Origin of the sequence: Mesorhizobium sp. M0894, assembly GCF_040319725.1 — a bacterium.
Taxonomy (GTDB): Bacteria; Pseudomonadota; Alphaproteobacteria; order Rhizobiales; family Rhizobiaceae; genus Mesorhizobium.
This window is the reverse complement of sequence record NZ_JAMYOG010000008.1, coordinates 189,176-212,956: the sequence shown is the minus strand read 5'-3', so window position 1 is coordinate 212,956 and position 23,781 is coordinate 189,176. Positions and strand designations below refer to the sequence as shown.

Annotated in this window: 32 protein-coding genes; 8 read left to right on the top strand and 24 right to left on the bottom strand. The window is 62.6% G+C overall.

Annotation, left to right across the window (positions count from 1 at the left end; genetic code table 11):
• Positions 1 to 65: 65 nt before the first annotated feature.
• The 3 genes from NKH91_RS18020 to NKH91_RS18010 all read left to right on the top strand — a co-directional run bounded on the left by NKH91_RS18020 (position 66) and on the right by NKH91_RS18010 (position 2,187).
• Positions 66 to 953, top strand: a complete 888-nt coding sequence (locus NKH91_RS18020) for a DMT family transporter (protein WP_352643576.1) — start codon at positions 66 to 68, stop codon at positions 951 to 953.
• A 19-nt stretch (positions 954 to 972) separates the two neighbouring features.
• On the top strand, positions 973 to 1,422 hold the full coding sequence (locus NKH91_RS18015; protein WP_352844905.1) for a GFA family protein: 450 nt from the start codon (positions 973 to 975) through the stop codon (positions 1,420 to 1,422).
• A 141-nt stretch (positions 1,423 to 1,563) separates the two neighbouring features.
• Positions 1,564 to 2,187: a peptidoglycan recognition protein family protein gene (locus NKH91_RS18010; RefSeq protein WP_352484574.1), complete on the top strand. Its 624-nt coding sequence runs from the start codon at positions 1,564 to 1,566 to the stop codon at positions 2,185 to 2,187.
• A 45-nt stretch (positions 2,188 to 2,232) separates the two neighbouring features.
• Here the strand turns inward: NKH91_RS18010 and NKH91_RS18005 are convergent, their stop codons facing one another.
• Entirely contained in the window at positions 2,233 to 2,490 is a 258-nt protein-coding gene (locus NKH91_RS18005; protein ID WP_023717513.1) for a GlsB/YeaQ/YmgE family stress response membrane protein, read from the bottom strand.
• 159 nt (positions 2,491 to 2,649) lie between these two features.
• Here NKH91_RS18005 and NKH91_RS18000 point away from each other — a divergent pair, with 159 nt between their 5' ends.
• Positions 2,650 to 3,117, top strand: coding sequence for a YidB family protein (locus NKH91_RS18000; RefSeq protein ID WP_352844906.1), 468 nt, complete (start codon positions 2,650 to 2,652; stop codon positions 3,115 to 3,117).
• Positions 3,118 to 3,702: 585 nt separating this feature from the next.
• On the opposite strand, the gene NKH91_RS17995 is transcribed toward NKH91_RS18000, so the two are convergent.
• Entirely contained in the window at positions 3,703 to 3,903 is a 201-nt protein-coding gene (locus NKH91_RS17995; protein ID WP_352884397.1) for a hypothetical protein, read from the bottom strand.
• 51 nt (positions 3,904 to 3,954) lie between these two features.
• Between NKH91_RS17995 and NKH91_RS17990 the strand changes: the two genes are divergently transcribed.
• Positions 3,955 to 4,206: a hypothetical protein gene (locus tag NKH91_RS17990; protein WP_352884396.1), complete on the top strand. Its 252-nt coding sequence runs from the start codon at positions 3,955 to 3,957 to the stop codon at positions 4,204 to 4,206.
• Between the two features lie 3 nt (positions 4,207 to 4,209).
• Here the strand turns inward: NKH91_RS17990 and NKH91_RS17985 are convergent, their stop codons facing one another.
• From NKH91_RS17985 to NKH91_RS17950, 8 genes are all read right to left on the bottom strand, one after another.
• Positions 4,210 to 5,055 carry an ATP-dependent DNA ligase gene (locus NKH91_RS17985; RefSeq protein WP_352884394.1) on the bottom strand — a complete coding sequence of 282 codons (846 nt, stop codon included), beginning with the start codon at positions 5,053 to 5,055 and terminating at the stop codon, positions 4,210 to 4,212.
• A gap of 99 nt (positions 5,056 to 5,154) precedes the next feature.
• On the bottom strand, positions 5,155 to 5,505 hold the full coding sequence (locus NKH91_RS17980; RefSeq protein ID WP_352884392.1) for a hypothetical protein: 351 nt from the start codon (positions 5,503 to 5,505) through the stop codon (positions 5,155 to 5,157).
• 103 nt (positions 5,506 to 5,608) lie between these two features.
• Entirely contained in the window at positions 5,609 to 5,821 is a 213-nt protein-coding gene (locus tag NKH91_RS17975) for a hypothetical protein (protein ID WP_352884390.1), read from the bottom strand.
• Positions 5,822 to 5,868: 47 nt separating this feature from the next.
• Complete coding sequence (locus NKH91_RS17970) at positions 5,869 to 6,363, bottom strand: hypothetical protein (RefSeq protein ID WP_352884388.1); 495 nt, start codon at positions 6,361 to 6,363, stop codon at positions 5,869 to 5,871.
• A complete protein-coding gene (locus tag NKH91_RS17965; protein WP_352884386.1) occupies positions 6,360 to 6,578 on the bottom strand; it encodes a hypothetical protein in 219 nt (72 codons plus the stop codon). The genes NKH91_RS17970 and NKH91_RS17965 overlap by 4 nt, the downstream gene beginning before the upstream one ends.
• Complete coding sequence (locus NKH91_RS17960; protein ID WP_352884384.1) at positions 6,575 to 6,886, bottom strand: hypothetical protein; 312 nt, start codon at positions 6,884 to 6,886, stop codon at positions 6,575 to 6,577. Before NKH91_RS17960 ends, NKH91_RS17965 begins: the two co-directional genes overlap by 4 nt.
• A 146-nt stretch (positions 6,887 to 7,032) precedes the next feature.
• Positions 7,033 to 7,380, bottom strand: a complete 348-nt coding sequence (locus NKH91_RS17955; RefSeq protein WP_352884382.1) for a hypothetical protein — start codon at positions 7,378 to 7,380, stop codon at positions 7,033 to 7,035.
• 4 nt (positions 7,381 to 7,384) lie between these two features.
• Positions 7,385 to 8,377, bottom strand: coding sequence for a peptidoglycan-binding domain-containing protein (locus NKH91_RS17950; protein ID WP_352884380.1), 993 nt, complete (start codon positions 8,375 to 8,377; stop codon positions 7,385 to 7,387).
• Between the two features lie 32 nt (positions 8,378 to 8,409).
• Here NKH91_RS17950 and NKH91_RS17945 point away from each other — a divergent pair, with 32 nt between their 5' ends.
• The 3 genes from NKH91_RS17945 (at position 8,410) to NKH91_RS17935 (ending at position 10,186) form a co-directional block, all read left to right on the top strand.
• A complete protein-coding gene (locus NKH91_RS17945) occupies positions 8,410 to 8,637 on the top strand; it encodes a hypothetical protein (protein WP_352884378.1) in 228 nt (75 codons plus the stop codon).
• Positions 8,638 to 8,789: 152 nt separating this feature from the next.
• Positions 8,790 to 8,936: a hypothetical protein gene (locus tag NKH91_RS17940; protein WP_352884376.1), complete on the top strand. Its 147-nt coding sequence runs from the start codon at positions 8,790 to 8,792 to the stop codon at positions 8,934 to 8,936.
• 143 nt (positions 8,937 to 9,079) lie between these two features.
• Positions 9,080 to 10,186, top strand: a complete 1,107-nt coding sequence (locus NKH91_RS17935) for an acyltransferase family protein (protein WP_352884374.1) — start codon at positions 9,080 to 9,082, stop codon at positions 10,184 to 10,186.
• Here NKH91_RS17935 and NKH91_RS17930 read toward each other — a convergent pair.
• The 14 genes from NKH91_RS17930 to NKH91_RS17865 all read right to left on the bottom strand — a co-directional run bounded on the left by NKH91_RS17930 (position 10,165) and on the right by NKH91_RS17865 (position 23,773).
• Positions 10,165 to 13,179 (bottom strand): hypothetical protein, encoded by a 3,015-nt coding sequence (locus tag NKH91_RS17930; protein ID WP_352884372.1) that lies wholly within the window; start codon positions 13,177 to 13,179, stop codon positions 10,165 to 10,167. The genes NKH91_RS17935 and NKH91_RS17930 overlap by 22 nt on opposite strands.
• Entirely contained in the window at positions 13,169 to 13,531 is a 363-nt protein-coding gene (locus NKH91_RS17925) for a hypothetical protein (RefSeq protein WP_352884370.1), read from the bottom strand. Before NKH91_RS17925 ends, NKH91_RS17930 begins: the two co-directional genes overlap by 11 nt.
• A gap of 2 nt (positions 13,532 to 13,533) precedes the next feature.
• The gene (locus NKH91_RS17920) at positions 13,534 to 13,914 is read right to left on the bottom strand and encodes a hypothetical protein (RefSeq protein WP_352884368.1); all 381 of its coding nucleotides are present in this window, start codon (positions 13,912 to 13,914) and stop codon (positions 13,534 to 13,536) included.
• Positions 13,911 to 15,323 carry a hypothetical protein gene (locus tag NKH91_RS17915; protein ID WP_352884366.1) on the bottom strand — a complete coding sequence of 471 codons (1,413 nt, stop codon included), beginning with the start codon at positions 15,321 to 15,323 and terminating at the stop codon, positions 13,911 to 13,913. Before NKH91_RS17915 ends, NKH91_RS17920 begins: the two co-directional genes overlap by 4 nt.
• 60 nt (positions 15,324 to 15,383) lie before the next feature.
• On the bottom strand, positions 15,384 to 16,151 hold the full coding sequence (locus NKH91_RS17910; RefSeq protein WP_352884364.1) for a phage tail protein: 768 nt from the start codon (positions 16,149 to 16,151) through the stop codon (positions 15,384 to 15,386).
• Between the two features lie 12 nt (positions 16,152 to 16,163).
• A complete protein-coding gene (locus tag NKH91_RS17905) occupies positions 16,164 to 16,886 on the bottom strand; it encodes a putative phage tail protein (protein WP_352884362.1) in 723 nt (240 codons plus the stop codon).
• Positions 16,879 to 17,955: a baseplate J/gp47 family protein gene (locus NKH91_RS17900; RefSeq protein WP_352884360.1), complete on the bottom strand. Its 1,077-nt coding sequence runs from the start codon at positions 17,953 to 17,955 to the stop codon at positions 16,879 to 16,881. The genes NKH91_RS17905 and NKH91_RS17900 overlap by 8 nt, the downstream gene beginning before the upstream one ends.
• Complete coding sequence (locus NKH91_RS17895) at positions 17,927 to 18,469, bottom strand: phage GP46 family protein (RefSeq protein WP_352884358.1); 543 nt, start codon at positions 18,467 to 18,469, stop codon at positions 17,927 to 17,929. The genes NKH91_RS17900 and NKH91_RS17895 overlap by 29 nt, the downstream gene beginning before the upstream one ends.
• Positions 18,469 to 18,918, bottom strand: a complete 450-nt coding sequence (locus NKH91_RS17890) for a phage baseplate assembly protein domain-containing protein (RefSeq protein WP_352884356.1) — start codon at positions 18,916 to 18,918, stop codon at positions 18,469 to 18,471. The genes NKH91_RS17895 and NKH91_RS17890 overlap by 1 nt, the downstream gene beginning before the upstream one ends.
• Positions 18,915 to 19,976 carry a phage baseplate assembly protein gene (locus tag NKH91_RS17885; protein ID WP_352884354.1) on the bottom strand — a complete coding sequence of 354 codons (1,062 nt, stop codon included), beginning with the start codon at positions 19,974 to 19,976 and terminating at the stop codon, positions 18,915 to 18,917. Before NKH91_RS17885 ends, NKH91_RS17890 begins: the two co-directional genes overlap by 4 nt.
• A 48-nt stretch (positions 19,977 to 20,024) precedes the next feature.
• Positions 20,025 to 21,161 (bottom strand): DNA circularization N-terminal domain-containing protein, encoded by a 1,137-nt coding sequence (locus NKH91_RS17880; RefSeq protein WP_352884352.1) that lies wholly within the window; start codon positions 21,159 to 21,161, stop codon positions 20,025 to 20,027.
• Complete coding sequence (locus tag NKH91_RS17875) at positions 21,161 to 22,960, bottom strand: phage tail tape measure protein (protein WP_352884350.1); 1,800 nt, start codon at positions 22,958 to 22,960, stop codon at positions 21,161 to 21,163. The genes NKH91_RS17880 and NKH91_RS17875 overlap by 1 nt, the downstream gene beginning before the upstream one ends.
• Before the next feature lie 139 nt (positions 22,961 to 23,099).
• Complete coding sequence (locus NKH91_RS17870) at positions 23,100 to 23,405, bottom strand: hypothetical protein (RefSeq protein WP_352884348.1); 306 nt, start codon at positions 23,403 to 23,405, stop codon at positions 23,100 to 23,102.
• Positions 23,406 to 23,407: 2 nt separating this feature from the next.
• On the bottom strand, positions 23,408 to 23,773 hold the full coding sequence (locus tag NKH91_RS17865) for a phage tail tube protein (protein WP_352884346.1): 366 nt from the start codon (positions 23,771 to 23,773) through the stop codon (positions 23,408 to 23,410).
• Positions 23,774 to 23,781: the final 8 nt, after the last annotated feature.

Here is a 23,781-nt window from a genome sequence, read left to right as displayed (position 1 = left end):
CTGGAAATCCGTTCGCTTGCCGCTGGCCCATTGCCGCTGCTGCGCCGGTCTGATTTCGTCGGCCCATGCATTTCATCCCGACTGCCATACGAGGCCCGCTGTTCATGGTCGTTTCGACCGGGTCCTACATCGTGAACGACACGATGATGAAGCTCGCAACCGCGGGACTGCCGCCCTATGAGGTGCTGTTCCTGCGCGGCGCTGCGGCAACATTGTGGGGCATTCCGCTGCTGTTCATGCTGGGCTATGGCAAGCAGATTCCGCTGATCCTCGACGCGAAGGTGTTGCGCAGGAACCTGCTCGAACTGGGTGCTATCCTTTGCTACGTGGTGGCGCTCGCCAACATGCAGATCGCCGATTCGACCGCGCTCGGGCAGATCACGCCGTTGCTGATGCTGGTCGGCTCCTCGATGCTGTTTGGCGAACGGATCGGCGGGGTGCGGCTGGCGCTGATCGGCCTTGGCTTTATCGGCGCGGTGATGGTGGCACAACCGACGATGCAGGGGATTTCGGTCTACGCCCTGCTGGCGCTGGGCAATGCCGCTCTGTCCGCGGCACGCGATCTGGCGGGACGCAAGGTCGCCGCCGAGGTGCCGGGGATGGTTGTTGCCATTTCCGCGGTGGTCGTGGTGCTCGCCGGCGCCGGCGTCGCGCATCTGCTTTCCGAGCAGTGGGTCGTGCCTGAAACCCATCACCTGCTGCTGATGGCGGGGGCCGGACTGTTCCTGATCTTCGGCCACTTCTTCATCTTCATGGCCTATCGCGTCGGGCCGACCAGCGTGGTGGCGCCGTTCTACTATTGCTTCACCGTCTGGGCGGTGATTTCGGGCCTGGTGGTATTCCGGCAACTCCCGAATGCGCTGGCCATCTGCGGTATCCTGCTGGTGGTGGCCAGCGGGTTGACAATCGTCTCGCTCGACGAGCGCAAGCGCCGGTTGACTGTCGTCGCCTAGAGCGGAAGTGGAGAAGCGCATGGCAAGCCCGGAAAGCAACCAGCATGCAAGCAACCGCACGCTCACCGGAAAGTGCCTGTGCGGCGCCGTTCAGTATGCGGTGGCGGACGCGTTCATCTATGCCGCGAACTGCCACTGCTCGAACTGCCGGCGCACCACCGGTTCGGCGTTCAAGCCATTCGCCGGCATCGAACGCGACAGGCTGAGCCTGACCAGGGGCGAGGACAATCTCATGATCTTCGGCGACGAAACCGGCCATAACGCGCACTGCAAGACTTGCGGCTCGTTGCTCTATTCGGTGGTCCGCGGCGGTGCTTTCGTGCATGTCGCCATGGGAACCCTGGTCGACGAGCCGACCATCCGCCCGACGCAGCACATCTTTGTCGGCTCCAAGGCGAAGTGGTTCACGATCACCGACGACCTGCCGCAATATGAAGAACACGTGGTCGCTGGAGATGCCGACGAATAGCTGACCGTTAGAAAACGCTCAACCAAATTATCGTTTCGTTTTCGCGTCCGTCGCCAAAGAAACTATACTGTGCTCCGTCACCGAACCTATGTCGCGGGGATTTCTGTGGCATTACCGCCCGAGTGGTTGCCCAATGTTGCGATGAGGCGCGTCATTTGCCATTGGACGGCGGGCTCGCATTCGGCCGGCGATACCGACAAGGATGCATATCACATACTGGTCGAGGGGAATGGCCGTCTGGTCAGGGGCCGGCCTTCGATCGCGCTCAATTCCGGCCGGGTAAAACCGGGATATGCCGCGCACACGCTCAACTGCAACGGCGGCTCGATCGGGGTTTCGCTCTGTTGCATGGCCGGGGCGGAGGAAAGGCCGTTCGATGCCGGCCGCTATCCGATGACCAGGGCGCAGTGGGACGCGATGACCGCGGTTGTCGCCGAACTCTGCAAATATTACCGCATCAAGGTCACGCCCAAAACGGTGCTCTCGCACGCCGAGGTCGAAAGCAATCTCGGCATCGAGCAACGCGGAAAATGGGATTTCACCCGGCTGCCTTTCGATCCGACGATCAGCGGCGCAAGCGGCTGCGGCGAGCGGCTGCGCCGCGACGTGACGGCGGCAATGAGCTCGATGCCAAATCTGCCGGTGAGGATTGGGCGGGATGCCGTATGGCAGCGATTGCTGGAGGAACTATGGCCGATCATGGTGAGAGGGCTGGAAGCCGGCCTCAACACGCTGATCCGCGAAATCCTCAGAAGGATCAGATAGGCGGTCGGCATTCACCCGAATGCCGACGCAACTGCCGGACGGCTTCTATAGAGCCCTCTTGCCGCTGAACTGATGATAGGCCCAGAGGACAACCACGGCACCGACCACGGCTACGATCAGGCTATAGATGTTGAGCCCGGTAACGCCCGACGCGCCAAACGCGCTGAAGATGAGCCCTCCGACGATGGCCCCGACAATCCCGAGCACGATGTCGAGCACAAGGCCTTGCCCGCTTTTATTGACGATCTTGCTGCCTATGAAGCCGGCGATGACGCCGAGAATAATCCAGCTTAATATTGACATTTTTCCTCTCCGTTCCCCGCGCTCGATTACTTCCACATTATTAAGCAAAGCTCAAGCCAACTTGAAAATCATGATTACGGAAAGCTCAAACCGGCTTGAAATTCGCCATGGATGCGTCATTGTCGGAGACGGACGGGCAATTTGACATGGAGATCCACAATGGGACTGTTTGACAATGCCGTTCCCGGCGGCAACGTCGCCAAGCCGCTGATGATCGCGCTCGGCGCACTTTTGGTGGGAAAAATGCTGAGCGGTGGAAGTTCCGCCCAGCCGGAGGCAACGCAAAGCCCTGCCCCCGTCTCGCCTGATACAACAGCATCCGCCGATGGCGGCCTGCTCGGCGGTCTGGGCGGCCTGCTCGACAAACTGAAGGACGCCGGCCACGGCAACGTCGCCAATTCGTGGGTCGGTACCGGTCAGAACCAGCCGATCAACCCCAGCGATCTGGGCAGCGCTCTCGGGCCACAAATCATTCAGGAGATCGCGCAAAGGACGGGGCTGAACCAGCAGGACCTGCTCAAGCAACTGTCCGCAGCCTTGCCAGGGCTTGTCGACCAGCTGACGCCGAACGGGCAAGTGCCGCAGCAGAACCAGCTCGCGTCCATATTCAGCAAATTCGCGAGTTAAGGCATGTCGCCCAACACCGCCTGCGGTTTGGTACAACGACATGCATAAAACAACGGATTAAGGTCGTTGCGCGTCCGTCTGGACGCGCAACCAACACTTTGAATTATCGGCAAAGCGCTTCACTTGGCAGTGCCTGCTTCGGGATCGTGCGCGAGGGACGCCGCGGCTGCGGGAAATCTGGAGCGGGTAGCGGGAATCGAACCCGCATATTCAGCTTGGAAGGCTCCTAGAAATACAATGAAATCAACGCGCCGTGTCACTGCTGCCTTTGGCCGTGTCAAATTCTGCCGTCGGGATCAGGAGGCGTGTCACTCGTGGATAGTGCCGCCCTGCCGACTTCCGACATGTTCGGTGTAAACGAGCGTTCAAACCGCAGGAATGGCGGATTTCCAGGCTTTTTTGTGCCGTTTGTGCCCAGCTATTTCCCCTGAAACTGGGCGCTTCGGGGTCGTATCGGGGCGCTTTCTGGGCGCGGTCAGCGCCCTTCCCTCGCCTTACGATAAGCGCTCAGGTCCACGCGTTTCATCTCGTCCTAGGCGGGAGTGTAGGTCAGGCCGACCTGCTTGCCGCCGCACCTGGCGCACTTCAGCTTTGGAATGAGATCATCCGACATCGCCGGCGCGTCAGGGCCGAGCTTGGCCTTGCCTCCAGGTCGAGCGCCTGATTGTGGTGGCATTTTGGATTGTGGCAGAACGCGATTAGCCGCATCTTGCCATCGATCAATGATTGTAATGTCCAGCCTTTCGCCATCCGGTCGATATAGCGCTGGCCCTTGACGAATGCCAAGCCCGCGGCATCATCCAGGGTGATATGGCAATCTGAAAAGGCATGTTCGTTATGAAACCTGGACTCCTTGAAGAAGTTCCGTGGTCGGACTCCATCACCGTTTACGACAAAGAGAATTTCACCATCTACCTGCAGATCTTGGACGCCTGCGCCGACAGTGCCAGCGTAGAGGAGATGGCAGATCTCATTCTCGGCATCGACCCGGCTCTTGAACCGGTGCGCGCCCGCAACGCTGTTCGCAGCCATATTGACCGGGCGAACTGGATGGTGACGACAGGCTCCAAGCACCTGTTCGACGGCTGACTGCTATTCCTCATCGCTAAAGCCGAGCAGCGATGCATGGCGTATGTGGCTGTGGTCGCCGCGAAGATGCTTGACGCGCAGCTTCACCCCGGGCCCGACCCACTGCGTCGCCGGCCGCTTCTTCATGGCCTCCGGCGGTGGGCCGGCGTGTTCCTGCACACGCTTCCACAGCCGCTCTTTCATGTCACGGCCCAGGGTGATGAAGGCCGAACCGCGATATTTCCCGGTGCCCGGCTCGGCCAAATAGGCGAATGCCGCCTTGCCGGCTTCGCGCTTGACGCCGAGCAGTTCGAATTCGTCGACCGTCCAGCTCTTTGTCTTCAACCAGTTCGATGTGGGGCCGCTGCGATACGGGCTGTCGGCGCGCTTGGAGACGATCCCCTCGAGCCCCGCCTGGTCGGCGAGATAGAAGATCGCCTTCGGGTCGCCTGGCAGGGCCTCGCTGAACTGGATCCTGCTGTTCGGCTTGATGATGCTGTAGAGCATTTCCCTGCGCGCCTTGCAGCCGACGTCGCGCAGATCGTGGCCGTCCAGATGCATGATGTCGAAGGCGCCGAGGATCGTGGCGTAGGGATCGCTGTGCACGGACTTCTGCAGCGCGTCGAAGTCGGGCAGCCCGGCCTTGTTGGTGAGCACCGCCTCACCATCGAAGATCGCGTTTTCGACTTCGAGCTCGCGCGCGGCTTCGACGAGGCCGGTGAACTTGCTGGTCCAATCGGCGCCGGACTTGGTGAAGACCCGGATATCGTCGGCGCTGTTGATGACGATCTGGGCGCGGTAGCCGTCGAGCTTGATCTCATGCATCCAATGTTCACCCTCGGGCGGCTTGGCGACCAGCTTGGGCTCCATCGGCGGAATGAACTCGAGGCGACCGGTACTTACAATTTTACGCACCCAGTGAATACTAGGTACAAAGCTTGTATTAGCCAGAGTGAACGGAACGTGATTCTAGTTCAGCGCCGGCGGCCGGCCGGGCCTGAAGCCCTTGAGCGCCGCGGCAATGCCCATCATCACCGATTGCTCGGGATAGTCGAGCATGCGCAGCGTGTCCGGATCGTCGCCGACGACACCGCAGATCGGCAGCACCTGGTAATCGCCGTCGAATGGCGTGGCCTCGCCATTGGCGAGAAAATCGTATTCCGGGAAGCAGCCCTTCAGAAAGGCCTCGACCTCGCGCAAGGCGGCGTCGGAGCGAGCGCTGGACGGCGGCAGGACGACGAAGCTGTCGACCGCGTCGCCGGCCGGCATGTCGGAAATATCGATGGCGAGATGCATGAGAACCCCGTTGGATGTTCCCATTCCGTTCATGTCGCGGCTTGCGAGTCAATCCCCGGCCGTCAAACGAAAAAAGCCCGCCGTACCTTTCGGCACGGCGGGCCATCATGTTGCTGGCGTCGGGAGATCAGCGGGCCCCGGCGGCCTTCGCCGCTTCGATCTCCTCGGGCGTGGCTTGGCGCTCGAACACTTCGAAGACCGACGGGCCGCCGTTGTTGTGCGGAAGGCCGAACGACTTTTCAGCCGGGAAGCCTGGACCGACCGTGCCGGACTCCACGCCGTTGATCTTGATTGTCGAAACGTAGTTGCCGTTGGTGTTCACCTTGATGGTCGTGGTCATGTAAGTGTTCCCTTTGGGAGGTTGCCCGGAGCCGCCGGGCGCGGGATCTAGTAGCTGCTGACCGACGCTCCGATGAGAAAGCCCGCAACGAGCGATGCCGTCGCGACGGCCGCGACCAAGGCCCAGACAGTCTTTTTTCTGATGCCCTCGCTCCTGACGCCAGGCGCTGCGATGAACAGCATGCCGGCCAACACATAGCAGTAAGGCCAGAAGCCCGGCACCGCCGATTCCTGCCACGAAACCGGCTGGCCAGCCCAATTGTAGAGGATCACATAGGTGCGTTGGATCAGGACGACGGACCAGAGCAGGAACGTGCCCAGGATCAGCATCCACTCCCCGCCGGCAACATTCGCCCTGGCCGCCCGATAGGCGGATGGTCCCCATGTCATGGCTATGATGAGCGACACGCCGAAAGATAGGGAGTTGACGATATCCCTCAGCAGATGGTGGTCCACAACGATGGATAAGATCCAGTAGAGGATAATGGCGACGACGGAACCGGCGACTACTCTGTTCGGTGAGAACTCCGGACCATGGATCATTTGTCGTCTCCTGAGACTATGCTGAGAACTCTTCCCGCAAGATCCCTGCGAACCTCCCAGCTCTTCCGGCGCAGATCGATCGCGCTAACGATCAGCTTGGAGGTTGCCGCCTTCACCTCGCGCTCTTTTTCCGCAGGCCGCTCGGCCGAGGGCACTTCGTTGTGGGTCACCGGGCCGACCCGGTCGAGCCAGAGCAGCTTTCTGAGTGAAGTCATCTGGAATCCCTTCCTCTGACTGTCATCGCGAATGCATCCATCGTGGACTGGAACGACTTGGCCAGATCGAAGCCAACCCGCGCCTCCTTTAGCCGCTCCTCCTGAAGGTCGTTGATGAGGGAATCCTTCGCCGCGAGCTCCACCTTGTGAGCGGCACGGACATCCCGGAGCTCGGCGCGCAACATGAGGATGAAGTAGACGAGCGCCAGGCAGATGGCGCCGAGGAGGCCCTGCGAAAGAAAGATCGAACCTACGTCATCTAGAGGGATCGGGACTGGACCGGAGGCTGCGAATGCGACGTCGCCCAAGTTCAGACCCGCCCTACTTCGTGCAGGCCGGCGCGCGCTGGCACGTCCGGTTGTTGCCGGCCACCTGGTTGGCGAATGGCCGGTCGTTCTTGATGATGAAGTCGCGCGTCTCAGCTGCCGGCGTCAGCAGCGAGAAGCCGGCGCCTTCAGTCGCAGCGGTTTTCGTTTGGCACCCAGCGGCCGCCAAGCTCAGCGCACAGATGAGCAGCATCGAGATCGGTGATTTCCGCATTGTCGTGGTTCCTCTGTTCGACGAGCGCCATGGCCCGGGCGCGCGCCTCGTTCTCGACGTTGACGCGTTCCTGGGCGCGAACGCGATCGACGCGTCCATCGGTGATCATGGCGAGGTATTGGCCGGCGAACGGGATGTGGCGCAGCGGGCCGATCGGCAGACCCTCGTAGCCGATGATGATCGCGGCCGCGACGACGAGCGGCAGGCCGATGCGGGACGTCAGAACGTCCCACGCCAGCTTGGCAAGAGCGAGCGCGCCCATAGGGTCACAGCACCTTCTTCACGGCCTGAGCCTCAAGACGCTTGTTCCGGCGCTCGTAGATGATGTAGGCCGCGCCGCCCGCGAGGACGATCGCGAGCAACAGCCACGGGCCCACCGACGTGGCGAGGTCCATGATCGACGAGGTGCTCTCTTTGACGGCGTCCACGCCCTCCTTAGCTACGGTCAAAGTGCCCGTCGCTCCAGTGACCGCGGTGACGACCTCAGTCGTGGAGAAACTCTTGCCGTCGGCTGCGGCGTCGTCGACCACCTTCTCTGCGGCAGCCATCTTCGGTGCGGTTTTCCGCTTCTCGAGTTCTTTGCTGATCGCACCGACGGTCGCCGGTCCTGCCCAACCGTCGACACGGTCGAGCTTCGCGTCATTCTGGAACGCCCTGACGTTGGCGTCGGTGTCGTCGCCGAAAATCCCATCAGGTTCGATGTGAGGGTAACCAAGCGTGTTAAGGTTCTCCTGGAGCGTCTTGACGAAGTCGCCCTTGGACCCGAGGTGCATGACCGAGTTGACCTGCTTCTTGGTCAGCACGACAGGCTTCGACGCGGAGGTCACGGGAACCTTCCTGAAAGCGGCCTCGATCTTCCACGGGGTCTTGTCGTCCTGGCCTTCGTCGAGGACCGAGATGTGACCGTGGTGGTAGTGACCGTTCGCGCCAGAATACTTGCGCCAGACCCACGGCTTAGGACCCTTGCGGCCGGACATGATCTGACCGTTGCAGATCATGTAACTGACGCGGGCGTCCCTCGATGCGGCAATCGCGTCGCAGACCTTGCGCATGTCGCAGCCGCCGGATGGGTCGTTTGTGAAGTCCCGCGCGTCGACGGTGCCGTCGGGCTCGGGGTTATGGTCCGAGTGCCGGGCCATGTGCTTGACGTCGCCGATCCAGCCATCCGAGGCCTTAGACCGGTTTGGTGCGAGCTTGTTGATCTGCGCCAATAGGACCTTCAGAGACTCGACGCTGCGAGCGACGGGCTTCTTTGCCATAGCAGTTCCTTTCCGCCCTCACGGGCAGTTGAATGAAGGGCGGGGTTGTTCGAATTGACTCGCTGGCCGGGCAAGTGCCTATTATTGCGCTGCACAATCTGGCGGACAATCAAATGGCGTTGCGGATCAATCTGCCTGGCGGCACGCTGAAGGTGAAGATCTATCGCGAACTACGAGACCGCGAACGGGAGAGACGCTTGCCGATGCTGAAGCTGGGATCGTTGTATCTCATTTGGTGGTCGAACAAGCTTCGTCGGTGATGCGCTTCGCGGCGCCCTTGAACGTGGTGTCCATGGTGTTCTTGTGGGGATTAGCCGGCCCGTTCGGGCAGGTTGAGAAATTGTGATCCCGGATGGTTTCCGATCAGCCCGAAATCGCCTAAACCGGGAGAAATTGGTGACGGGAGATGCCGATGAGCTACATCAACAACACATTTGGCTACATGGTTATCGGCTGGTTTATCGCTTGCTGGGTAGGCTTGGCGCTGTTCGTAGCGGCCCCGTTTTACCGTGATTACAGGAAGCGTCGCCGCGATGGCAGATCGAGCCGTGCGGATTGACTCTTCAGTCGTGTCGGCGTTTATCTTGCGCTGCACAATTAGCTGAAAAAGATGGCGATACGGATCAAGTTGCCCCAAAGCCTATCGCGGCGGCCCTGTTGACTTCCCATGCGAAAAGCATATCGGCAGTACGGTAGGGGCTAATGAGCATGCACAAAGCGGCTGGAAGCGCGGGCTCACAAATTGTGAGTTATCATCCGGCGCTCGATGGCGTCCGCGCCATTTGCATTATCTTCACCGTTGCAAACCATTTGCCGCACATGCCGGCATTTATCAACGGCACGGTCGGCGTGGACATTTTCTTCGCTCTAAGCGGATGGCTGATCACATGGTTGTTGATGTCGGAGCGAGAAAGTACAGGTTCGATCAGCCTGCGTAGCTTCTACATCCGCCGCGCTTTCCGCATCCTGCCACTCTATTATGTCACCGTTTTGCTATATGGCATTGCGGCCGTGGCTTCCATCTACGTCAAGCACGATAGATCGGACATGGGAGATTACATCAATTCTTTCTGGTTCATGGTTTCGATGAATAGCGAGTACAAGCCGGATGCATCAGGCAACATCTTCGGGCAGTCTTGGACGATCGGAATCGAGGAGAAATTCTATATTCTCTGGCCGTTTTTGCTTGTGCTCTCAGCTCGCTGGCCACGTGTGTCGACAGTCCTGGCCGTGGTCTGCCCCGTTGCTCTAATTGCGATGGGCGAAGGCACGTCGTACCTACTGCGAGGCTACGTCGGGCTGGGTTTTGGAGCAGGCTTTGCCGTCGCGGCCTTTCATGCCGAGAAAGTCCGCGTATTTCTTCTGCACCGCGTCACGCCTTACGCAGCTCTCGCAGCGATCGTTGCTGCCTATGGCTTTGGGACGTTCATCACGCGGGCGACTTGCTGGAACCTCGCGATTTCCTTCAATGCCGCCATTTTGATCGGTGCGCTTTGGCTGAAGCCGGATCGAGAGATTGGACGTCTGCTCTCGTTCGCTCCTCTCGCTTCCGTCGGCCGCTTGACCTACGCAGTCTACCTCACCCATGTGCTCGTCGCGAACGTTTGCGTCATGGCCTTCCAGAAACTGCACTTTTCTCCGCATTGGGCGGTGTCCTTCAGTTTCGCCTATCTGGCATCGCTGGCGGCCGCCTACGTTCTGCACAGGCTTGTCGAGAAGCCGCTCATTGCGGTGGGCAGAGCCACCGCAAGCAGACCGCCGCGTTCGATAGGGTCGGCCGCACCAGATCACGCTGACGGGGCCGCCTGATCGTCACGCGGCACAGCTCCCGCCACAAGAACGACGCGACCGACGTGTACGACCGAAGCGATGGCCGAAGTATTGGTGTATATCCGAGGGGTCGCGAAAGTGATCAGGCCACCGGCCGGTTGACTGGCCAAGATGTCCCACACCCATTTGCCCTGACGATAGATATCGGGCTGCGACTGACAGTTTACAGCCCCTGTTCCAGACTGGAGGAACGCCGTTCGACCAGCGGCTTGGTCTGACGCCGGAGGCACATATTTTCGAATAGCTAGGGTCCCGAAGCCGGCGGCCTTTAGCATGGTTAGAGCCGGAGCGGACAAGCTCCGCTGCGCCCCGGCCAAAGCTGCTGCCCCCGTGATCTTGACAGAGAATGTATCCCCCATTTCGGCGTCGAAGATAGCCAGGTCTTTCGCAAAAGTCGCGCCTCCCTGCACAGTCCAACCGGCAGGCGTCCCGTTAATATAGTTTTTGAAATAGCCATAGCCTTGATCGACGCCAGATGCGTCCAGATTGAGAAGGTTCTGGGCCCTCGTGTTCGTGAAGGCTGCATTGGGCGCAATGGTGGCTGGGAGGCACCCTGACCACGCCTGCTTGACGATCTCGGTCCATACGGCTTGACCCGTGGCATTCGGGTGGACGTTGTCGGCGTACCATTCCGGGGGCTTTGCGGCTGCAATGAACCTATCATAAACGTCGACTACCGAGTCGCCATATTGAGCAGCTAGGGCCTGCGCAACATGGATTTGCAGGTCAGATCCGGTGTCGTCGCGGCGCGGATTCTGCATTGTGATGACGTGGGCGGCATTCGGCCTGACGCGCTTAATCCATTCCATAGCATTCAAAAACTGTCCCCTTGTCGCGGGGTCCGAGTCGGTAGTGACATTGTGGCCGTGGTTCCAAATCACTAGATCGGGCGTTATTGCGCCAATGGCGACAGCATAGTAGGACCCAAAGAAGTAGTTTGGCGGCGCTCCTGATTGGGACCCGTTATAGATATAAATCGTATGCGCTCCGGTTCCAACGCCGAGCGTGACGGGCGCGCGATAGCCGGACAGAGACTCGTCCCATAGATAGTATTTTACCGTCTTATCTGGGTAGAGACTGGCCAACCACTGTGACCATGGCCTCACCCAGTCGGTGTCGTCATTACCGGTGCTATCGCCAATGACCTGGATCGTTACATCGGAGATGTTTGCCAGTATTTTGGATTTTACCGATGAGAAGCCGTTGAGCAGTATCGAAGCCAACAGTTCCAGATTAACCTTCGACGTAGAAGTGAAGTGCTTGTTCGTCGTGCCCTGCGGTATGGCATCGAGGGTGTCTGTGGTTTTGTTAAAGAAGTTCGCTAGCGCGCCCGCTGCCTTATCTTTTGACCAACCATAGCCGAACTGTTCATAGGCTGTTTTGACGCTCCCAAGCTCTAACTGGAAAGTATCCAGACCCACTGTCGGGACACTAACCTTAACTTTTTTGACGCCGGCCGGCGTGGTGAAATCCGTGCCGGAGGCGTTTGAACCACCGGGTGCCACGACACCTACATCGTAAAAGAACGTCCAGAACCGCATGCCGCCGTTGGCGTCAGCACCGTGATAGGCGGTCAACGGTTCGACGTCGATGTAGTCTGATATAGAATAGACCCCGCTGGGCGTGGTGATGACGCCGGACGCACTCATGAACCCGTCGGTTACTGCAGTCTTGTCGAACTTGTTCTTGCTCTCGGCAATAAAGTTGACCTGCTTCGGCGTTATCGAATGGTCGACGATCGCGGCGCCTTTCAGCGAATTCGGGCGAATGGCACCGCCGTCGATGACCTCATCATAGCCAATTCGTGGATACGGCAACGTGGTGCCATGTACGACGCTCATCGCCGCCGGCAACAATTGCGATTTGACGACTGATATCTGAAGCGAAACGGCATTGGCCGGAGCAACGATAGTGCTTTCGACGGCGGCTACCGTTCCAGAGCCTGAAAGGAAAACGCCAGCGGCGTTCTTCCAAGCGAGCGAGTTTCTCGCTGGTACCGTGTAGCTCTGCCCGGCAACGACAGGGATCGGAGCAGACGTGAAGTATGTCGAGCTCGGCGAAAGGTTTCCATTGGAAGCACTGACGATCTGTCCGTCTATAGCGGCCGCCGGATTGAAAAGGTTGGTACGGGCGATTGCCCCTGTCGCCAACATCGCAAGCAGAAGGTCGAGAGATTCTTTGCTGGGATAGCTGGCGACCAGCGTCGCGACCGTGGCGACGTTCTTGTACATCAGGGCATAGGTGTTGACGCCGTCGCCCTTGACGATAAAGAACTGCCCATTGGTGGTAGCGGCGATGCCAGCGGCCGTGGTGTCGTAGATGGTGCCGCCGATAGCCGCATTGGCCAGAGCGACATCGGCAGCGGTCGCCACACGATCGGCCGCGGTCTGGCCGGCATCGGCGCTGGTCGCCGCGCGATCGATGCCGGTTTGCGCCCGGTCGGCAGTGGTGGCGACACGATCGGCCGCCGTCTGGCCGGCATCGGCGGCGGTCGCGGCGCGATCGAGACCCGTCTGCGCGCGGTCGGCGGCAGTGGCGATGCGATCGGCCGCGGTTTGGCCGGCATCAGCGCCGGTCGCCGCCCGATCGAGGCCGGTCTGCGCACGATCGGCCGCCGTCTGGCCGGCATTGCCCGCAGCCGCCGCGGCGGCCGCCTGCGCCAGCGTGATGCCGGCCTCGAGGTCGCCGAACTCATCGGCGATGCTTTGCGCCTGCGTTGCCGACGCGGCGGCCTGCTGGACCTGAGCGGCGCCCTGCGCCAGCAGTGTGCCCCAGAAATTTTCGCCGGTCGCGGCCCACACGCCTGCCGTCTTCAGCCACTCGTCGCCATTGGCGCGGATAATGGCGCGGTCGCCGTCGCGGCCGAAATCGGCGGTCAGCTCGGCGGCGTCATCGACCGGCCGGAAGGATTGCCCGGCCGGGCCGGAGACGACGACGACATTGGGAATTTCGAGGGTCGCGTTATACGACATCGCGGGTCACCGTCTCCAGAACTGGCCAGATCACTTTGTCGAGGACGATGCGGCTGCCGCCACCGTCCAAGCGGGCGATATCGAACACGACGATGGTCGAGGCGATGAAAGGCTTGGTGGCATCCTCCGACAGGAAGAAGGCCAGCGTACGCGGCGCCTCGCGCTGGATCGTCAGATCAAGCGTGTCGGCTTCGAACAGCACCGGGCCGGGCACGGCGGCGCGAAACTGCGCCACCAGCCGGCCGCTGCCGATCTCTTCCGCATCCCACAGATCCTGTGGGAACTGGAGGCGCATCTGGAAATCGTAGCCGGGCCGGATCGGCTCGACATCGGGAAAGACGTATTTGGCCATTTTCAGAGCGCCGCCGCGGCGGTGAAGAACGCGTCGATCTCGGTGCCTGAAAAGCCCAGGGCGGCAAAGCCGGCCTGCATCGTCGGATCGGCGCGCACGAAGCTGCCGCTGTTGTCATAGGCGATCTGGACGGCCGTGCCTTGCGCGGCGATCCATGCTTCGACCTCGGCGAGCAGGCCGGCGGAGAGAAGCTGCAGCTTGAACTGCCGTGCCGAAACCCGATCGGGGATGACCGGCACCGGTACGGGCGCGGTGAAGACTTCGCCGTCGAACAGGAAGCCGGGGCAGACTTCGTCGCCGGCTGCGACGAAACTATCGGGCTGAGCGCCAGAGCGGTCGGACTGAATGACGATCCCGTTTTCGACGAGGACGAAATTGCTCATGCGTCTCCCCAATATTTCAAGCGGGCATAGACCTCGATCGAGCCGAAGCCGAAGGCGAGGCCAAGACCGTTGGCGTGCGAGTGTGAAGTGCGCCATTCCAGGCGATAGCCGTGGCCGCCGACGACCGCCGCACCGCCGAGCGCAATGCAACCGGTATCCGGCGACGTGTTACCTCCAGCGCCCATACCGATGCCGACCTCGGCTCCAGCGGTCACGTCGAACAGGCGAACCTGCAGTTCGGTGCCATAGCCGACGACCTGCCATTCAACCCGGCCATCGTTCGCCGGCGTGAAGACGTTGCTGGCCAGCGCCATTAGATTGTAGGGATCGCTAACCTTGGTGTTGAGGATATGCGTCACCCAAGCGCCGAGGCCAGGCGCCGAAGAGCCGCCGTTCACACCCGAGGCCTTCTGGTCCTCCAGCACGGCATCGGGCACGCCGTTCCCGCCGCCATATTCCGGCGCGGTCGCGGCGGCATTCATGCGCAGCGTGCGCCGCGCCGCGCCCTTGGGCAGGCGCGCCAGAACCTTCGGCGCCGTCGCATAGAGCAGGTCGCCCGCCACCAGGCCTGCCGGCGCCGCCAGGAACAGCCTTTGCCCGGCGCCGTCGCCGATGACCAGGATGTCGTCGTCGGTATCCCAGCGGATATCGCCTTCGGCGGTCGGCAGCGGGTTTGAGCCTTGCCGCAGGATGCTGCTGAGCGCCGCGCCGCTTGCCCTGAAAAAGCCGAGCATGCGCCAGTTGCCGGATCCGAGCGACTGCATCCAGGCGGTATCGCCGGCCTCGATCGCAAGGTCGGCGCCGCCGATCAGCATCATGCTGGTGGCGTTATGGGTCAGCGTCAGCGCCGCGGCGAAGGTCAGGCGGCGGATGGCGCCGGCCTGCGCCGAGCCGAAGGAAGAGATCGCGTCGGTGCCGGTGATGCGGACATTGATGCCGGTGGCATCGCTGAGATCGGCAGTGGCGGCGCTGGCGATGTCGGTCGACATGGCCGACAGATTGTCGGCGGCATCGATCAGGCTCGATGCGCCGGTGCCGCCATGGTCGATATCGATCAGCCCGTCATTGTTGGCGTCATAGATAGCCTTGGCCATCATGCCGTAGCCGCCGACATCGACGCCGGACAGGATGTCGGTGACAGCCGCGCCGAGATAGAGCTCCAGCACCGTCTTCAGCAGCGCCGGATCGGCCGGGTCGAGCGTTGAAAGATTTACCCCGGAGGCGATCAGCACGACGCGCAGATTGGCGATGATGCGGTTCCAGTCGTCGGCGGTCAGCTTGGTCGAATCGCCATAGGACAGGCCGTTGCGAGCCCAGGAGAAGCCGTCGACGTGGGCGGTGCCCATGCCCGCCGGCGGCGTCAGTTTCTTGACGACATCGAGTATCCCAAACAGGTCGGGTGCGGCCATGGGTCAATCCAGTTGTGAGAAGAGCTTGAGGCCGAACCGGCCGATGCGCGTCGCGAGGCGTCAAGTTTTGATTATATACAGCACGGCCCGGTTGCGCGGCCGGGTCTCGTCATCGCCGGTCACGACGTTGACGATGTCGACATAAGGGTTGCCGCCGCCGCCCGGATCGAAATCACCAGTGACGATGCGCTCGCCGAGCTTCGAGGCGCGAACAAAGCCGACCTGCGACGGATTGGTCGCCGCCGACGGGTTGCCCGCCTGCTTAAGCGTGACGGGATCGCCGGTTAACGGATCGACGCGCTGGACGGTGTCGTTCTGCGGCCGCGCCGTCGCATAGTCCTGCAGGCTGCCGAAGACGCGCCCGGTGTCGATGCCGCGGCCGTCGTCAAAGCCGCGCAGGAATTCGCCACGAAAGTCCGGCACGTTGAAGGTGGTGACTGCATCGCCGGCGCCCCAGCTGGTGCCGATCGCCGCGAACAGATCGGCATAGGTGGCGCGGCTGACTGCCTGGCCATTGCATTTCAGCCAGCCGGTCGGCGCTGTAGCGGCGGCAAACATCGAGACCGATCCGGGCGGCACCTCGATCGACGGCGTGCTGCCCGAAACAATGTCGGCGATCAGCGCCTGCAGCGCCTGCCAGAGCTGTGTCTTGTCCGCAGCATCGGGTGTGAGGCCGGCTTCGACGATAACCTTCAGGATCTCGTCCTGCGGATCGTTGAAGACATCGGCCGGCGGGATGGCGCCGGTAAGGCCGGCCGGCCGGTTCTCGTTCCAGTAAGGAATGCGCTCCTCGGAGGGCGGCGCATTGCGCGGATTGACGAACTTCATGGCGGCCTCTTTTCAAACGGAAAAAACGATGGTGGTCCAGGCTGGCTTCAGCGCGTTGAACAGGCAGATAAGATCGTCGGGCAGGCCGAGCCGGCCGAGCGGCGTCTCGCCGGCGCGGCCATCGCCGGCGCGGAAATATTCCACCGAAACGCCGGGTACGCTGACGATCCAGACATACTCGACGACATCGCCGCCGGCGATTGCCTCAGGGCCGCCGCAAGTCGAGGCGCCGGCCCGGAACGGTGTCGGCTCCTCGATCGAGATCGCATAGCCGGCATCGGCGGCGAGCTTGATGAAATCGGCCGGCGTGATGGTGCCGCCCGAGCGGATTTTCAGCAGCAGCGAGCGCATGCGCGCGTCGATCGTCTGGTCCGGCCCGAGGCAGGGATCGGGCAGCCCGTATTCGATTTCCCAGTCGTCCAGCGAAGTGACCAGGGTGACCGCCGTCGATTCGAGCGCTACCCCGAACAGCGCCCGATATGCATCGGCAAAGGCCGAGCCGACCGCGCGCCAGAACCGCGACAGCACTGACAGCGGATCAAGCGCCTGGTTGTCGGGCGTGCCCCATGCCGCACCCTTGGGCAGCAGCGCCGTCAGAAAACCTTCTGCGGCCTCATCCGAGGGATCGGACAGGACATCGCCCTGCGGCGGCGCGCCGATGAACGGGTCGTCGGGGGCGAAATGGAAGAAGGCAAGCTCGTCCTCGCCGGGATAGCGGGGCCAGCGGTCAGACATAGTTTACCGCGCCCAGCACCGGCATCTCGCCGCCGACATAGATGATGTCGCCGGACGGGTTGATCAGGAAGTGACGGTCCTCGCCGACGGCAAGGCTGATCGCTTCAGAAATCCACGAGCGCGACAGGGTGAACGGCGCGGAAGCGACGCCCGGTCGGGCGCGCCTGACCAGCATGGCGGCGATCGAAGCGGCAATCGCAGCGCGCGTCTGCACCGTGTCGACGGCAAGATTGGCGATGGTGATGTCGAGCGGAGACGGGATCGGTGCCGAGACTGACAAGCCGGCCCGGATCAGGCGGCGCTGCTCAAGCGCATCCTGCACCAGGGCAATGTCGCCGGCCTCAGGAATGCCATTGACGCGGCCTTCGAACAGGAACCAGACGCCGACCGTCCCGGGCGCATCCGCGAACGCAAAGGCCCACGCCTGAGTGACGCCGGGCACGGCACGGGCAAACTGCTCGTAGTCCGAATAGGCGCCGCCCTGCGGCGGCCTGCGCTTGCGGTCGAGGATGCGCGCGCGGAGGCTGGCATCCGTCTCCGTATCGGCACCGCCGCCGATGCCGCCGCCGGCCACGGTCGCTTCAAGCTCGAGGTTCGGGAACTGCGTCGGGTCGGCGCGCTGCAAAGTCTCGCCGGCGGCGATGTTGGTGGCGACGCCATAATCGTCGGACAGGATGGTCAGCGCGAGCAAACCAGCCAGGTTGGAGCGCGCATCGGAAACCGAGCGATAGAGCCGGTTGCCGGCAATAAAGGCGATGCCGGCCGGATAGATGGTGTCGGCATAGCCATTGAGCGTTACCACGCCCTCGGCGCGCGCCATCGGCCGGCGATAGATGCCGAGTTCGGCACCGTGCCGTTCCAGATGCTGGACGCTGGCCGTGGTGGCGAAAATCTGGTCGTAAAGCCAGGCGGCGCGCAGATGCATGTCATGCATGCCGGCTGCGACCGTCTTGACGATCGCCGTCAGATTGTTCGGCCAGACCAGTGCATCGGTGCCCGGCAGGTAGCGACGCAAGGTGCCGCGCAGCCGGGTCGAAATCTCAGTTGGCGAGAGGACGGTCCAGGCCACGCAGTTGCTCCCACAGGACGCCGAAGCGGCGATCGAAGACGACCGCGCCATCGCGGTCCTTCAAGGTGATTTTCAAATCGATGCGCCGCTGCGCCGGGTCGGCCGTACCGGTCACCTCGACAGTGGCCGCAGCCTTCTGGTCGATCAGTGTCTGCAGGGCGGCACGGGCATAGTCTTCGGCCCGCAATGCGGTCGCATCGTTTGCCGTCGAGCGGCGCAGCAGCCAGAGTTTCGAACCGATCACCGTCTCGCCGAGGTCGGTGCGAAGGTCGAAACTGTCGCCGGGCCAGCCGCGGTTCTGCTCTTCGGGCGGCAATTCGTCCGGCTCGACGCGCGCATCGGTCATCAGGCAGAGCAGCACGGCGGTGGCAAGTTCCGCTTTGGCGCGCAGGCCGCCGGCATTGGCCTTGTCGTCGCCTTCTATGGCCCAGTCGCCCGACGTACCGTCCCATAGCGTATCGGGCGACAGCAGCGGTTCGCCGTCGCCGGTGAGTGGAACGATCCTGATCATCATCAGTGCGTGTGGTGCGGTGTGTTGCCGCCGGCGTCCATGATCGAGCCGGTGGCGGTGATGTTGCCGTCGACGTTAAGGTCGCCTTTCAAATTCCAGGTGCCGCCGGTCAGCGTGATGGTTCGCGAGCCGAAATCCATGGTCACGCCTCCGGCGAATAGTTTGATGATGTTTCCAGACGCATCGTAAAGTGCCGCGGCGCCGTCCGGCAGGTCGGGCCGGTGCTGCGCATGCTCGATGCCCATGAGCATCGCCTGGGTGCGGCGGCCAGGCATGACCATGGCAACGCCGATCGCGCCCTTGGGCGGACGACTGGCGGCGCCATGCGGCTGAACGTAGAGCAGATCCTTGAACGTCTCGCCGGCAAGTCCGCGACCGGAGATCAGCAGCTGGCCATTGTCGAAGCGCGAAGAATCGATCTCGAAACGCGTCAGGTGTGCGGAAGATTTCATTGCGCCGAATACTCCGCCGTTGGCTCCGGCGCCGACCATCCCTTGCCCGACTTCGAACCGGACGAAGAGCCTCCGAGCGCGCGCGGATCGGTCAGCGTCAGGGTCGCCCGCGTGCCGTCACCATCGGCTTGCGTATCCTGCGTCAGTTCCACGGATTTGATGACCATCATCTGGTCGAGATAGATGCGCGGATGGCGGACATAGACCAGAAAGTTCGGCGTCCTTATCCTGCCGCCGGCATCGCGCCAGCCCGACACGGTGATGGTCGCGTTAACGGCAAGGCCGGCCGCCGCGCGGGCCTCCCATTCGACCGCGTTCTTCATATGCTTCGTCGTAGCCTCGCCGTCGAGAACGACGATCTTGGGGCGGCTGCGGCCGACCGAGGCGTCGGACGCCTTGGCCTCAGGCCGCAGCGCCTGGGGCGTCGTGCCGCGCGATTGCTGGCCGCGAACGATGACCGGGTTGAACCTGCCCTCGCCCGAAAATTCCGCTGCCGCGGAGATGATGTTGACGCCAGCCGCCAGGCCGCCGCTATGCGACCCCTCCGGTTTCTGGACGATGCGCAATTTGCCTTGCGGCGTGTCGTGGATGATCGCCGCCTCGGCGCGCGCCAGCGGCTCCAAAGTCGAATAGAGCGATTCGCCCGGTTCGATCTGGTGCTTGGCGATGGTTTCGAACGATCCCTTCGCCTCAATGCCGATGCCGCAATTGTCGAAGGCCTCGCCGATGCCCTTGATGTCCTTGTTCTCGACCAGGCCGGTCTTGTGCAGGATCGAGGTCTCGACCGCGTCGACCGTCCGCGAAACCAACGAGATGGTCGCGCGCCAGTCGTCCGATCCCTGGTCGGGCCTGAGGTCGCGAACATAGCCGGTCAGCAGCAGCGTGCCGTTCGCCGTCACGCTGGCCCTGTCGTCGGGCCAAGGTGGTGAGGCGCCTGGCGGTATGTGCCCGGTGACGACGGCGCTGCGCACAGCCTCCTCGGCCGAGATCGAGATCGAGACATCCTGCCAGGGCAAGAACAGCCCGCCTGCCTGGATGGCAATGGTCTCAAGCGGCAAGGCACGATCCTCTCAGGCTGCCCTGTGAGGGCAGCGTGTACACGTAGGCTAAGGGGCGATGGCTTCGAAGCTGATCGGCATGGCCGCCGGGGTGGCGACGCTGTTGCGCTGGACCAGCTCGCCGGCGCGGCCAGCATCGCCATAAAGCGCGTAGGCCAGCGCCGTCGCGGGCAATGATATTTCGGTCTGAATGCTGACCAGCGGCGCCCGATTGGCGGCAACGGCACTGAGGTCGGATGCCGCGGTCGCCGCGATATCTGACAGCCATTCGCTGACCGCAACGTCGAGGCCCGAGGACAAGGCCTCGAGGACGGGATCGACGACCGGCGCAATGCGGTCACGGGCACGGCGCGCATCTTGGCGCGAAATATAATCGCCGGCAGCAAGCGCCTGGCAAAACCCTGCAGCGAAGACGGCGGCCGACACCAGGTCGAAAACATCATTTCCAGCTGGTACGGCAGCGGCCGCGAAGGCATCGCCCGCCTCGGCCGGGCTCGCCAGATCGGCAATGGCGCCAACCGTCGAGGCAATCGCCGCAGCGATCGGCCCGGCCTGGGCAACAGGTTCTGTCGACAGGCGCGTGATCGTCGCTATCGCGTCGGCGATGGCGGGCCGCTTTTCGGCCGGCAACTCCGCCGCATCGGCGACCGAAGCCATAAGCGCCGCAGCGCCCGCGGCGGCAAGCGCAGAGGGCGCCGCCTGACCGGGCGCGACATCGCGCATGCGGAAAGCGGCGGCAGACGCGATCATGTCGATGCCGGCGGCGATCTTGCCGGCAACCGCAAAGGCGCCGGGCACGGCGGCGAAAGGCAACGACGGCAGGCCGGCCGCAACGAATTCTATGTCGAAACCGACATAGCCGGCACGGCCGCGCTCACGCGACAGCGACCAGCGCGGCACCCTAACCAGTACCGGGCCGCCCATCGGCAGGATAAGCGTCGCGGCGCCCGGTGCGTTGAGCGCCGCGGTGAAGGCTCGGGCATTCGCATCGGCAATGTCGCCGGCGACATAGGCCGACAGGCTGAACCGCCTGACATCGCCGCCCATGTCTTCGGTGACATGCAGATCGGAATAGGCGATCGGCGAGATGGCGACGCGCCGGCCGCCTTCGGCTTCCTCGGCCTCGACGAAGAACGGCACGCCACGGAATGACGCGGGCCGGAAGGCTTTCAGCCAGTCGCGCATCAACGTGGCCCCATAAGATGGCCGGCATTGGACTTGCCGGTGTCGGCGCGCACCGCCTTAAGCGAGCCGATAGGCCGCGACAGGTCGGCGGCAGCACTGCGGGCAGCGCCGGCAAGCGCATTGGCGCCGGCGACGATTGCCGCTTCCAGCTTGCCCGCGACCGATGCCAGAGTGTCGGCACCCGACTTGATGCTGTCACCGGCCTGCTTGCCGCTGTCAGCAACGGACGATGCCGTCTCGACGCCGGCTCCCTTCAGGTCGGCAGCTGCGGCGTCCGTGGCTCGTTCCATCGCGCTGAAATCGATTTCGTTGCCGAAGTAGCCGGACGGCTTCTCGACCTGAACGCTGTTGCGCACGGCGGCTGCGTGGCCGCGACCGTAGAGCCGGTATTGCTCGGCCACGCTCGGCGCAACCGGGCGAGGTGTCGGGATCGGCGTGCGGCCCGGCTGGTCCTGACGGCGCGACGGCAATTCCGGGCTGGCGCTCATCGGCCCTTTGGCGGCGACCAGGCCTTCGGGCGACCGCCATCCGCCCTTGAACGCGGTCAGTCCCTGGTCCTGATTGTCGAAGCCATTGCGCAGCCACCACATGCGCTTCTCCCAGAAGCCCATGCCCTGCTTGTCGAGCTCGGTATTGATGAACTGCGCCTTGTCCATGTTGGAGCTGACGAAGTCCATGGCGCCGGTGGCGGCGGGTGCAATACCCGACCCGATCGCGCGCACCATGCGCTCCCACGATGCACCCATGCGGTCGATCTTCGACTGGTTATCATCGAGGACGCGGCCGAGATCGCGCATGGTCGCGCCGTCGACATTTTCGAGCGCCTTCTGGAAACCCTCCATGGCGTCGCGGCCCTGCAAAAGGGCGCGCATGCCTTGCTGGAATTGGGCATCGGTGAACAGTTGCGGGATCTTCGACAGATCGCCTTTGAGCGCCCGTTCGGTGAGTTCGATGAACACATCGATGAGGTCGCGGCCTTCCTTGCGTGCCTTGGCCATTTCCTTGCGCAGATCGACGCCGAACTTCTTAAAGCGCTTCGCCGTCTCGTTCGATTCCATCTTCTGCAAGACGTTCTGCAAATTGGTCGCGGCAGAACTCGCGTCACCGGTCTGCAAGCGCACCGTCTGCAGCATGGACGCGAGCTTGCCCAACCCCTTCTCACCCTCATACCCAAGAGAGGCCATGGCGGGCGCCAGCGACGGAAGGTACTGGGCCATGTCCTTCAACTCGAACTTGCCCTGCTTGCCCGACGTCACAAGGATGTCGAAGGCGCGCTGCATGTTGTTGCCGGCGAAATGGAACGAGCTGCCGATCGCATCGGCCGTGGTTGCTATGTCGGCGATTTCGGCACCGGCCGCCTGCGCTGTGGCGGCCACGGAAGGCAGGAAAGACAGCGCATCGTCGAGGCTGCGTCCGGAAGCGACAAGCGATTCGAGACCGTCCGTGATGCTGTCCTGCGTCATCGAATAATCGAGCGCAGCACGATCGACCGTGCGGAACATCTCGCCCAGCTTGTCCTTGCCGGCATCGGCATTGATGGCGATACGGTTCAGCCGCCGTTCGGCGCCGGCGAAGTTTGTCACCATTTGACCGGCCCTGCGCACCAGACCATAGGCGACAAGCCCGCGGACGGCGTTTGCCGCCAACATGCTGTTGCGCGCCATCAGTCCTTGCGTGCGGTTAAACGCTAAAGCTTTCTGATTGACCTGGTTGAGCTTGCTGGACAACTGGCCGAAGGCACCCATCGGGCCGAGCTTCGCCGACAGGCGCAATATGGCCTCGATCGTGCGGTTGCTCATGTCTTCGGCCTACGCTTCAGGAATTCAATGCCACGCCTGTGCAGCATGGCGATGTCGGAAAACGGCATCGGCAGCACCGTGCCTGGCTGCCAGTTGAAGAAGAACATCAGATCATCGGCTTGAATGCCTATGACGTCGCCTACTCGGTGACCGCCGGCGCGGTACGCATAAAAAAACCGATCACCGCATCGCGCACCAGCCTGGCATCGGCCAGCTCAAGCACGACCAGCTTCTCGATCCCCGGCGCCACGACACAGCGGCGGACATAGTCAGCGACGGTGTCGACGTTCTCGATCACGACATTGTTGCCGCCGGCGCGCTGTATTTCGTAGGGCTCGCCCAGCGCCAGCAAATCCTCGAAGCGCGGCTCGCGCAGTGTGACGCTTTCGAAGGCTTCGCCGTGCGCCTCATAGCGCTTCGACAGCGGAACGACTGTTTCCGCCATCGTCAGATCTTCCGGTAGACGCGGGCGATCAGCGCCACGCCGGTGACTTCACCGCTCGCCCGGTTGACTGTCGGCGTGCCGGTGAAGGCGGCTTCGGTCCACAGATGCTGAACGCCGGTGAAGCTTTCGTTGAGCGTCACGTTGAAGCCGGAAGCCCGCATCAGCCGGTTCCAGTCGTCTGTCGGCAAATCCTCGAAGGTGAGGTTCGCCTTGAAGCCGGTCGGCTCGGACGTGCGATACACCGATCCGTCCTGGTTGGCCGCGCCGGTGATCTCGACATTGGACGGCATGATCTCGGCGGCACCGCGCACCACGATCCGCTCGCCGGTCGAAAGACCGAACGTCATTTCTCCGCCGAAATTCTGCATCGGTTTTT

Excerpts from the sequence above, each read along its gene's own strand:
- NKH91_RS18020 (WP_352643576.1), top strand. The coding sequence starts at position 66 with ATGCATTTCATCCCGACTGCCATACGAGGCCCGCTGTTCATGGTCGTT.
- NKH91_RS18015 (WP_352844905.1), top strand. The coding sequence starts at position 973 with ATGGCAAGCCCGGAAAGCAACCAGCATGCAAGCAACCGCACGCTCACC.
- NKH91_RS18010 (WP_352484574.1), top strand. The coding sequence starts at position 1,564 with ATGAGGCGCGTCATTTGCCATTGGACGGCGGGCTCGCATTCGGCCGGC.
- NKH91_RS18005 (WP_023717513.1), bottom strand. The coding sequence starts at position 2,490 with ATGTCAATATTAAGCTGGATTATTCTCGGCGTCATCGCCGGCTTCATA.
- NKH91_RS18000 (WP_352844906.1), top strand. The coding sequence starts at position 2,650 with ATGGGACTGTTTGACAATGCCGTTCCCGGCGGCAACGTCGCCAAGCCG.
- NKH91_RS17990 (WP_352884396.1), top strand. The coding sequence starts at position 3,955 with ATGAAACCTGGACTCCTTGAAGAAGTTCCGTGGTCGGACTCCATCACC.
- NKH91_RS17985 (WP_352884394.1), bottom strand. The coding sequence starts at position 5,055 with ATGGAGCCCAAGCTGGTCGCCAAGCCGCCCGAGGGTGAACATTGGATG.
- NKH91_RS17980 (WP_352884392.1), bottom strand. The coding sequence starts at position 5,505 with ATGGGAACATCCAACGGGGTTCTCATGCATCTCGCCATCGATATTTCC.
- NKH91_RS17975 (WP_352884390.1), bottom strand. The coding sequence starts at position 5,821 with ATGACCACGACCATCAAGGTGAACACCAACGGCAACTACGTTTCGACA.
- NKH91_RS17970 (WP_352884388.1), bottom strand. The coding sequence starts at position 6,363 with ATGATCCATGGTCCGGAGTTCTCACCGAACAGAGTAGTCGCCGGTTCC.
- NKH91_RS17965 (WP_352884386.1), bottom strand. The coding sequence starts at position 6,578 with ATGACTTCACTCAGAAAGCTGCTCTGGCTCGACCGGGTCGGCCCGGTG.
- NKH91_RS17955 (WP_352884382.1), bottom strand. The coding sequence starts at position 7,380 with ATGGGCGCGCTCGCTCTTGCCAAGCTGGCGTGGGACGTTCTGACGTCC.
- NKH91_RS17950 (WP_352884380.1), bottom strand. The coding sequence starts at position 8,377 with ATGGCAAAGAAGCCCGTCGCTCGCAGCGTCGAGTCTCTGAAGGTCCTA.
- NKH91_RS17945 (WP_352884378.1), top strand. The coding sequence starts at position 8,410 with ATGAAGGGCGGGGTTGTTCGAATTGACTCGCTGGCCGGGCAAGTGCCT.
- NKH91_RS17940 (WP_352884376.1), top strand. The coding sequence starts at position 8,790 with ATGAGCTACATCAACAACACATTTGGCTACATGGTTATCGGCTGGTTT.
- NKH91_RS17935 (WP_352884374.1), top strand. The coding sequence starts at position 9,080 with ATGAGCATGCACAAAGCGGCTGGAAGCGCGGGCTCACAAATTGTGAGT.
- NKH91_RS17930 (WP_352884372.1), bottom strand. The coding sequence starts at position 13,179 with ATGTCGTATAACGCGACCCTCGAAATTCCCAATGTCGTCGTCGTCTCC.
- NKH91_RS17925 (WP_352884370.1), bottom strand. The coding sequence starts at position 13,531 with ATGGCCAAATACGTCTTTCCCGATGTCGAGCCGATCCGGCCCGGCTAC.
- NKH91_RS17920 (WP_352884368.1), bottom strand. The coding sequence starts at position 13,914 with ATGAGCAATTTCGTCCTCGTCGAAAACGGGATCGTCATTCAGTCCGAC.
- NKH91_RS17915 (WP_352884366.1), bottom strand. The coding sequence starts at position 15,323 with ATGGCCGCACCCGACCTGTTTGGGATACTCGATGTCGTCAAGAAACTG.
- NKH91_RS17910 (WP_352884364.1), bottom strand. The coding sequence starts at position 16,151 with ATGAAGTTCGTCAATCCGCGCAATGCGCCGCCCTCCGAGGAGCGCATT.
- NKH91_RS17905 (WP_352884362.1), bottom strand. The coding sequence starts at position 16,886 with ATGTCTGACCGCTGGCCCCGCTATCCCGGCGAGGACGAGCTTGCCTTC.
- NKH91_RS17895 (WP_352884358.1), bottom strand. The coding sequence starts at position 18,469 with ATGATGATCAGGATCGTTCCACTCACCGGCGACGGCGAACCGCTGCTG.
- NKH91_RS17890 (WP_352884356.1), bottom strand. The coding sequence starts at position 18,918 with ATGAAATCTTCCGCACACCTGACGCGTTTCGAGATCGATTCTTCGCGC.
- NKH91_RS17880 (WP_352884352.1), bottom strand. The coding sequence starts at position 21,161 with ATGCGCGACTGGCTGAAAGCCTTCCGGCCCGCGTCATTCCGTGGCGTG.
- NKH91_RS17875 (WP_352884350.1), bottom strand. The coding sequence starts at position 22,960 with ATGAGCAACCGCACGATCGAGGCCATATTGCGCCTGTCGGCGAAGCTC.
- NKH91_RS17870 (WP_352884348.1), bottom strand. The coding sequence starts at position 23,405 with ATGGCGGAAACAGTCGTTCCGCTGTCGAAGCGCTATGAGGCGCACGGC.
- NKH91_RS17865 (WP_352884346.1), bottom strand. The coding sequence starts at position 23,773 with ATGCAGAATTTCGGCGGAGAAATGACGTTCGGTCTTTCGACCGGCGAG.